The sequence below is a fragment of the Marisediminitalea sp. genome (assembly GCF_984433645.1).
In genome coordinates this window covers 19,146-28,006 of the sequence record NZ_CFIDRX010000039.1, presented here as the reverse complement: position 1 = coordinate 28,006, position 8,861 = coordinate 19,146, and the positions used below count along the sequence as shown (strand labels likewise).

Genomic DNA, 8,861 nt, shown 5'->3' with positions numbered 1-8,861 from the left:
CGATTTCAGCCGTAGACTGATCGATCAACTTGTGATCAAACGCTTTCAAACGAATACGAATTCTTTGATTTGGCATCGATTAAGCTCCAATCGAAAGAACAAAAAAATCATCTCCTCACTCCCCTTTCGTACGGGATGAAAAGATGTGCGTATAAACCAGTGATTCCCAATTGGAACCTTGTTCTTTGTTTCTGACACGCCCGCTTCGTCTTGCGACGTTGCTTTGGCACCCACCCTAAAAGCAGTGTGGCTGCGGCCGAAACCATGCCCAAATTGTGTTGAACACAGGGCAAGTGGGCGCGAATTATACAGAGATATCGCTTTATTGCAACTGTAGATTATTAATAAATGATTAAATTTTGAATAGCGTTACCTCAACAGCGGACAGATAAGGCTTGCTGACAAATTGATACGTTAAATTCCGCCTCCTTTATACGTAGAGGCAGCTTTGTCCGTTTTGATTAATATAATGGTGCAAATTACTGCAAACTGAATAATACAAGTGCACCGGTTCGTTCTGACACCGCAGCTACTCTTGTTTCGGACAAGTACAAAACAGAGGCATCCAGACGGGCATTTCCATCAACGTCTTGCGCGCCTACAGTTGCGAATGCCTCGCCAGAAGCAACATCAAACCCTATAAGTTGTAATCTCACAGACTCATCTATTGAATCTTCTTTTGCAAAGAATATTTGGGTATTGTCATTATTCATACCTACAGCACTAGCAAGACCAGGTATGTTAAATCTGTATTCACCGGTAAAACTTTCGAGGTCAATTACAGCGCCGAAGGATGTGTAAACAGTGTTTCCTGCAACTATCGCCTCTGAACTACCAATGCGGACAGTACTATCATCGGCGGATTGTATATCGCCCATTTCTTCAGTCAGCACAATATACAAATCCATGTAATACTTAATCGTTCGATACTGTGTATAGTTGTTGAATATCTGAAGATTACCATCAGGTCTGAATAAAACCGTACTGACGTCAAAATCAAAAACTGTTGCCTTATTTGAGGCGCCTTGTTGGTAAATATGAAGGTTAGCTTGCTCCCAGGGCATTTGTACTGCGACAACAAAAGCATCTTCAACTTCAGAAGAGACATCTGAATCTATTATTTCGCCGCTGGATAACTCTGTTTGATCAGGGCTTATTTCTGCTTTTAAGACAAACCGATCATCAACTGTATAGTCTTCGAGGTCGACTTGTTTAACCTGCAACCCCTCCATGAACATGATAAACGCGGAATCATTGTCTGCTGATAATGCTATTTTGGTAGGTTCACTTCCAATATACACGGACTCAATGACTTCAAATGTGTCGGGATTTATCACTTTTAACGCATTACCCATACTGCCTGCGCGATTGTTCACAATGCCATATATCAGCTTTCGCTCACTATCATAAACAGCGTCTGTAACACCACAGAGCATTACTGCCAGATATTGCTCGCTTTCATCATCCGTTGAACATAAACCGGCAGGCTCAATGTTTAACGCTTCGAGCGGTATAGCGATACTCCACAGATTTGTTGAGACGATTAAGTCAGACTGTGTCGTTGCCATACCGATAACGTCATCGAAATTACCATCCAAATCCAGTGCAAATTCCGATATAGGGTTAAACGTCAGCGAGTCGTAAACAACAATTCTGTCGTCTTCAGCAATGAATATTTTATTTGAATCGGTGTCAACTAGTCGGGCATTGTAATAGACCTCGTAGCCATATTCATCCTTGTGCCGATACTCTCCCATGGTGTAAAGCTCGTTAAGATCGTATTTGAATCTTGCCCCATACAATTGATTGTCTATGACTTTATAATCACGTCCACTCCAATTAGCATCAAGTGGTATCAAATTTTCAAAACCATTCGCTCCGAGCGATAACTGCATAACATTTGCACCGTTTACCCAGCTTGATGCGCTGGATAAATAGATTTTACTATCATTGTCGGCGAACACTAATTGTGCATCCAGCACGAGGAAAGACGGCAAACCATAATCAGATGCCATGTCATTGAAAGTAGTGGGAAGTTGACTGCCATTATCAACCAGAATGATATCCAGACAGTCATAACCTTCTTTGCGCATTTTGATAGCGTACAAACCCGTATTTTTGCTCGCAGGGTAAATCTTGCAAATGGAGGCAGGTAACTCATCAATATTGTAACTATGTTGATGAGTATAATTTACCGTAATGCTAAAAGCCTCTGCGTGCGTGTCCATTGAAAAGCAACTAAGAACATCACCATCTACCAGAGCCAGGCAATATTGTGTGCGGTCTTCACTTATCGACAGATCTCCAATGTCGAGGTCAGCGAAATCTCTTAAAAGGCTCACTTCTTTTGTTTGAACATCAATAGAAATCAGAGAATTTGGGTAATCAGGATCTGTTTCTGTGGTAAACAAGAAAATGTTGCCATCGCCAGCGTCCTGAAACACAGCCCGACTTCCTACCGACAATCGCCCGAGTCCCACTGGCACAAATGCCTGACTGGATCGTTTCAATCTTTTGTAGTTTCGTACGAAGTAATCTTCAAAAATGACACCCCATGATACCTTTCCATAGTCACTATATTCTCCATTTCCGTTTTCATCGATAGCGACAAGTTCATTTAGTATTCGCGCAGAACTACTATCACCATTACAAACAATTAGGCCGGCCTGGGCATTTTGATATTGAAAAGGAATACTCTCATCGGCAATACAACGGTACGTTCCTCCCATTACCTCGCTGTCTATAGATACGTCGAATAAAACGTTTATCACCTCGTCAGAATTGGTGACTTTTGACATAGAAAAGTCCGTTATGCGCTCAACCACACCGTCCAGTTCAACCTCAAAAAAATCATTGTCATTCGTGCTGATACTGACCGTATCGGCATCATTTATTTCAACGGATATAGTAAATTGAGCGTCAATCGTTAGTGCATAATCATCTTCCGGTTCATCTGTATCGTTGTCCGACGTAATCACTAATTGACTTGTAGACAACTCAGCGACAATGGAGAAATTTCCATTCGCATCATAACTAAGCTCAGCAACCTTTAATGCGATAGTCCCATCAAGCACTTCCCCTAATACTTGTGCATCGCAATTGGCGTAGTTTAGCGTCATTGTCTCTTCTGGTTCCAAGAACCAGTCACCGTCAATATCGGTATGAGAGAAACTAAGCACCCCTCTCTCCCCTTCACTATCCAGTGCACATAACGTTTCAGGTGGACTGACGCTTTTTACATATTCTATTAAATGTGTTGAGGCTGCATCTCCCAGTTGCAAAATACTCTCTGCATAGGAGGGCCCCAGCGCCAATACATCGAGCGTTTCCTCGGTTATTTTCAGTGAGAACTCAGGGGGCGTAACTATGGGAGGCGTTGTCGGCTTAGGCGCACTATCTGAAGAACCTCCACCACAAGCACTTAAAACGAAAACCGGTATCGTGCAAAAAAAGAAAAATATACGACTACGTGCGCGCATTGCATCATCCTTGAGTTTTATAAGCATCACTTTACTAACCGACATTTATTATCAAACAACAGCTTACGTTATAAAGTGAGCTTCAGAAGAGCCTCCCACTATAGCGATGCGCACAGTGACCAGCAACTTTGAAATAAAATAAAATCGCGTGTTAACGGATGGGAACCGTCCATCAGGGCTTTACCCACACTGACGGCTAACATCCGCTTGCTCCCCTTGTGACCGGATTGCGCGTCACGTTTGCGGCCTGTTGGTTTTTTGGACGGCTTAGCATTAGACGCCCTTGGACCAATAGAATATGGTAGCCGAGATGAATTACGACTGCTCTAACCCATTCGATCTTCGAGGTCGTTTTGCCGGCCCCAGAATGCTTGAATAACCAACTGTTCATCATCTAAATTGTCAAAATAGGGCGGTAACAACTGGGCAAATTTGTGAGATTGAACGGGCATATAATATCATGCCGAGAAAGTGTCTCGGCTTCAGACAACCTGCGGTGGTATTCTGTGGATTACGCAAGGCTGCCTAATTTAGAGAGTGGTGCACTTCGGAGTTGAATTCGCGCTTAGACTGGGTGTTCAACTGTGTATGAACGTATGTACTAATATGTCTATGTTAATATTTTTATTACCAAAATCAAAAATACACTTCCAAAAATCAACATGGATATTCCATATAAAATAGCTGATTTTTTAGTTTTTCTGTAATCTCCATCAGTCATGGAATCCATAGTATGAATAATATCTTTCATTCCATCCAGTTTAAAAAAGATTACTTCGGCGGCATAAAGAAATACAGGCCACCACAGCCCTCGATAGTTGTACATTTCGATGTTGTCTATACTAGATAAAATTGGGGTGCCACCAAAAGAAAAGCAATCTTCAATCAATAGCAAAGCTGCCATAATAAATGGACCGTCTATAATTCCAATTTTAGCCGCAGCAAAATTTAAGCTAGGCGTCCCCCCCCTTTTTCGTTCCTGTAGAAACGAATGATAATAAGCACACCTTCGACCATACATAAACACTTCTATGACCCGCAATTTAATCCTCCAGAGCTTTCATTGACCACCACGACCACCAACGTCGAATGCAAATCTACCTGCGAAATATATAAATCTCACTGCCATAGAATGTAAATTTGGAGACTTAGCAAGAAACCCACTCCCTTATCTGTATGATTTAGGGCGGCCTTTCAAATTACCCATTGCTCAAATTTAAGCTTTTGAAACGGAGGCAGGAGTAACTCCGGTCATGCCAAAATAACATGAGCAGTATTTTGTCCTAATCATTCCAACCATATTCCGCGCTCGCTTAGGAACTTGTATAGATAGAAGGGCTGGTCTTACACGTTATCTATTCAATTGCGAGGTAACAGTACAAAGCGGCACTCGTCAGATTATTTACCCTTAGTAGCCAAATTTACCTTTGGGAATTAGCTGTACTTTTGACCTTTGCTATCTCCGAGTCCAAGGCATTTGAAATAAAAAACAAACTATAAAAGCTTAATACATTACCCTCAAGGATGCTTTTATCCGGCTGTAGCATCGCTTAGCTTTTTTTGACTTCAAAGGCAATAACGTTCGGTCTGCAGATGTTAATATTTCATATTGAATTGCATACAGTATTGTAAGAGAGGAAGATTTAGCAGAAATTTCAGTCTTAAGGTCAGAAGAAAATGTAAATGCCCTTAACCCTAATACAATGTTGACAATAATTAATATAAAAACTGATATACCAGCTACCATTGTTGCAATCCTTCACTATGGTTTTCTTAAAAACTGTTAGGGAACAGAAGGTTTAAATTTACCTCAGGCCGGAAAATTTTATCATGACACACAATACAAAATCCCCAATATCAAATCCATACTAAGGCCCGTGACAATCAATTAGTCAATCACTCCCCCTACTGAACTAAGCACGCTTTACGAGTATTGAACTCATACAGTACCGCCAATTACAAAGCTTCTCCCAAATCAAGCTAATAACGCCGCCAATCTTGATTAAAACCGTAAATTTGTACAGCTGTAATCAAATTCATTTGAATATCTACTAATAGGACACACCCCAATCAAGGGCTGTGCATTCAGGAGATAAACATGCAAGAACTAAACATTTCAGATTGTGAGAATGTAACTGGCGGAATTTTACCTGCAGTAGCTTTTTTTGCCAAATTTGCAGCGGGCTATGTAGGGACTTTCGCAGTCTCTGCGGGATTTGCAGCTGGTGCCGTTGAAGCGATGTCGGAGGGTAAATAAATGATTGAATTATCAGATGATCAAATTTCTTCGGCTTCTGGTGGAGCTTTACCCTTATTAACAATTGGATATTATGCTGCTCGCGGTGCGGTTGCGCTTTATGCTCTGTATGAAGCCGGTAAGTATGCAGGTAATCAAGTTTACAAGTAAGGGAGAGTGAGCAATGTATGAATTAACCGAACAAGAAATAATAGATGTTAATGGTGGTGTATTGCCAGTATTGATCGTGGGAGTCAGTCTACTTGAAACTGGAGCAACACTCTCCGCGATAGCTATTGCTGCGCACAAACTATATAAGTGGCTCTAACTTATGCGGTGATGGTTGACCATCACCGCATTGAGGAGAAATTTTATGAAATTTAGTACGGTAATTTGCATAGCAGCTTGCTGGCTACTCTGGCTTGCAGCTAGCCTTATTACTTTTGCGAGTGGTCACCCCGTAGATTGGTCGGCACCTGAAAGTAAGCTGCTTTTAATAGCACCGATACCCATGCTGTTCACCAGCATTCGCTTTTACCGGAAGCATTCTGGCAATTAATCGGCATCCAGATACGTGGTCATTTCCTCGTGTATGCTGTTACGCATTTCCATGAGTTTAACCGCTGACTCGTGCTGACGTTTGTCCTGCTCGGTCTCTGGTATCCATTCTGGTACTTGTGCTGGTTTGCCGTTTTCGTCCATTGCGACCATCACCGCAATACAATGGGTGCACAATTCGCGCTCTGTGCTTTTGGGATCACCTGCACGTACATGAATGCGCAAATGCATAGAGGTTCTGCCGGTGTAAATAACCTTGGCATCTACCTCCACCATACTGCCAACCAGTATAGGTTTTACAAAGTGCATGCCTCCGACATAAGCCGTTATACAGTATTTACCACTCCATCCTGCTGCGCATCCGTAGGCACACAGATCTATCCATTTCATTACTGCGCCGCCGTGAACCTTTCCACCAAAGTTCACATCTGCGGGTTCTGCTAAAAAGCGCAGGGTAAGGGTTCGTTCTTGTCCGGGCATCGACTGAGTCCTGTTTTTGTTTTTTACCTGTTATGTTGACAGGCTTTCTTTGTACTACCAACTTACTGTACATTGGAATACATTACAATTCAGGATGATACCGTATGGATACGTCGCGCTACCCCACATTAATAATGCTGTTAGTTGCATTAGTGCAGGGCTTTTGCCTACTCATTCTGCACGAATCTATTGAGTTCGATTTTTGGCCGGCCACCTCACCTACTGCACTATATTCGCTGTACGCATTTGTACTGATATGCCCTACGCTCTTCTTGTTAGCGGTCAATGAGCACAACATAAAACGCCTGACGCTGGGTGCTGTTGGCTTCTCGTTACTCTGTTCTTCACTGGCTTATTACACCGGCCTGCAGGTTGTTCCACTGCCCTTTGCTGACGTAGAAGACTTGTTGTTTCCGTTTTGTTTTTCCACTGCGTTGCTAACATTCAAAGCTCTGATGTACTTGCAAGTCTGGGCCAATATAGAGGCATTTGCATACCCAAAGCTGTTTAGCTACTCCTGGCGAAACCTGCTAACTTTCGGGCTGGCGCTGGTGTTCACGTTGGTTACCTGGGGCGTATTGATGCTTTGGGCCGGGCTATTCAAGGTCATCAACGTCGACTTTTTTTATGAATTGTTTACTGAAGAATGGTTTTACTATCCTATTTTGTCGATGGCGCTCGCCTTTGGCATCATTCTTATTCGAAGCCTTACATTTATTGTCGATACCATTAAGCGGCTCCAACAAGCTTTGCTCAAATACCTGTTGGTGCTACTGGTGTTTATCTCTCTGCTCTTTCTCATTGCTTTGCCATTCACCGGGCTGGCGCCGATTTGGGAAAATGGGCCGGGGAGCTATTTAATTCTGTGGATGCAGGCATGCATTCTATTTGCCCTTAACAGCGTGTATCAAAACGACGCTGAAGAGCGTCCCTATGGCCTGCTATTACATCGCTTTATCTATCTGGGTATTCTTCTGCTTCCCTGCTACAGCGCACTGGTATTTTATGGTCTCACCGCGCGTATCGACCAATATGGCTGGTCGCTGAGCCGTTATTGGGGAATGATTGTCTGGGCCTTATTGGCGTTGTTTGCGCTTGGCTATGTGGCAGGGATAATACGCCAACGCGATGCATGGATTCGCTCGCTGGGTAAAGTCAATGTCTCGATGGGTTGCGTATTTATGCTGATACTTATAGCCATCAACAGCCCGGTTCTCGACCTTAGGAAGCTCACTGTTCAGGACCAGGTAGCCCGGCTTTCATCCGGCGATATAACCCTGGAAGAGATCGATATTCAATACTTTGAGCGTCATCTTGCCAAGCCCGGCTACGACGTTATTCAGCAATGGAAGTCAGATTACAAAACCTCGAACCCAAACTTCGTTGTGCGACTGAATCGGCTGTATATGAGTAATGAGCCGTTAAACAATGAAGATGACAAGACGTTAGTATTAAGCAGCATTGAGTGTCTTAATGGGTGCAATGCTCCAACCGAACTATTGGATCAAATTTACACAGACCGTAGCCAAAATCGCTGGGGCTTGATGAACAACAAACACATGTATCTGCTGGAAGCCGACCCCAATGACGATGGCGAAATGGAGTACCTGCTGATACAAGAGAGTATTAACGGATTTCGTTCATTTTACCTGTACGCCCGCGTCCAGCAGTCCTGGCAATCGTTGACAATTCAAACGCTTCATCCTGATGAAAACCAGCCCGAAGTCCCGTTGATTGAATCGCTGGGTGACCTCAGTATCGAATATAAGACGCCCAAATATAAGCAAATGCATATTGGCGAATGGACAATAGACGTGTCTCTCCGACACAACGTAAAAGACGACGATTAGCGCATGTGCATCCAAATGGTAGGGTTGAACGTAACGCTTAATACAAGGCCTAGCCGTCCGGCCTGAACGCTTTACGTCGTCTTTGCCCTATAGACTATTGCCCGGCGTGGACTTAGGGTATATGGTGCTAAACTAAAGCAAACGTTAGTAATTCGGGCTACTTGTACGAATAAATACGAAGCCCGCACAGCCAGTCAGTTGTGGCGTTGCCACCCACTGAGTGTTTTGAACTCTGTTTCCAGTTAAATGTTGTAGTGT

At 43.2% G+C, this 8,861-nt stretch carries 7 protein-coding genes and 3 pseudogenes; 5 read left to right on the top strand and 5 right to left on the bottom strand.

Annotated elements, in window-relative coordinates; all coding sequences use genetic code 11:
• The 3 genes and pseudogenes from rpsJ to AC4MRN_RS07405 all read right to left on the bottom strand — a co-directional run.
• A pseudogene (rpsJ, locus tag AC4MRN_RS07415) lies at nucleotides 1-76 on the bottom strand (30S ribosomal protein S10); the annotation flags it as partial.
• Between the two features lie 403 nt (nucleotides 77-479).
• Nucleotides 480-3,479: a hypothetical protein gene (locus AC4MRN_RS07410; protein WP_491202909.1), complete on the bottom strand. Its 3,000-nt coding sequence runs from the start codon at nucleotides 3,477-3,479 to the stop codon at nucleotides 480-482.
• 185 nt (nucleotides 3,480-3,664) lie between these two features.
• Nucleotides 3,665-3,931: pseudogene (locus AC4MRN_RS07405) on the bottom strand (DUF6444 domain-containing protein); the annotation flags it as partial.
• On the opposite strand from AC4MRN_RS07405, the pseudogene AC4MRN_RS07400 reads away from it, so the two are divergent.
• Nucleotides 3,889-4,008 (top strand): annotated as a pseudogene (locus tag AC4MRN_RS07400) (IS30 family transposase); the annotation flags it as partial. The pseudogenes AC4MRN_RS07405 and AC4MRN_RS07400 overlap by 43 nt on opposite strands.
• Nucleotides 4,009-4,089: 81 nt before the next feature.
• On the opposite strand, the gene AC4MRN_RS07395 reads toward AC4MRN_RS07400, so the two are convergent.
• Nucleotides 4,090-4,500, bottom strand: a complete 411-nt coding sequence (locus AC4MRN_RS07395; RefSeq protein WP_491202908.1) for a hypothetical protein — start codon at nucleotides 4,498-4,500, stop codon at nucleotides 4,090-4,092.
• Nucleotides 4,501-5,577: 1,077 nt separating this feature from the next.
• Between AC4MRN_RS07395 and AC4MRN_RS07390 the strand changes: the two genes are divergently transcribed.
• The 3 genes from AC4MRN_RS07390 to AC4MRN_RS07380 are packed head-to-tail and all read left to right on the top strand — an operon-like array spanning nucleotide 5,578 to nucleotide 6,043.
• Nucleotides 5,578-5,736, top strand: coding sequence for a hypothetical protein (locus tag AC4MRN_RS07390; RefSeq protein ID WP_487970765.1), 159 nt, complete (start codon nucleotides 5,578-5,580; stop codon nucleotides 5,734-5,736).
• The gene (locus tag AC4MRN_RS07385; RefSeq protein ID WP_490711944.1) at nucleotides 5,737-5,886 is read left to right on the top strand and encodes a hypothetical protein; all 150 of its coding nucleotides are present in this window, start codon (nucleotides 5,737-5,739) and stop codon (nucleotides 5,884-5,886) included. It abuts the gene before it with no gap.
• A 13-nt stretch (nucleotides 5,887-5,899) separates the two neighbouring features.
• Nucleotides 5,900-6,043, top strand: coding sequence for a class IIb bacteriocin, lactobin A/cerein 7B family (locus AC4MRN_RS07380; protein ID WP_490711945.1), 144 nt, complete (start codon nucleotides 5,900-5,902; stop codon nucleotides 6,041-6,043).
• A gap of 227 nt (nucleotides 6,044-6,270) precedes the next feature.
• Here the strand turns inward: AC4MRN_RS07380 and AC4MRN_RS07375 are convergent, their stop codons facing one another.
• Nucleotides 6,271-6,753 carry an acyl-CoA thioesterase gene (locus AC4MRN_RS07375; RefSeq protein WP_370164869.1) on the bottom strand — a complete coding sequence of 161 codons (483 nt, stop codon included), beginning with the start codon at nucleotides 6,751-6,753 and terminating at the stop codon, nucleotides 6,271-6,273.
• 104 nt (nucleotides 6,754-6,857) lie between these two features.
• Here AC4MRN_RS07375 and AC4MRN_RS07370 point away from each other — a divergent pair, with 104 nt between their 5' ends.
• Nucleotides 6,858-8,603 carry a DUF4153 domain-containing protein gene (locus tag AC4MRN_RS07370; protein WP_491202907.1) on the top strand — a complete coding sequence of 582 codons (1,746 nt, stop codon included), beginning with the start codon at nucleotides 6,858-6,860 and terminating at the stop codon, nucleotides 8,601-8,603.
• Nucleotides 8,604-8,861: the final 258 nt, after the last annotated feature.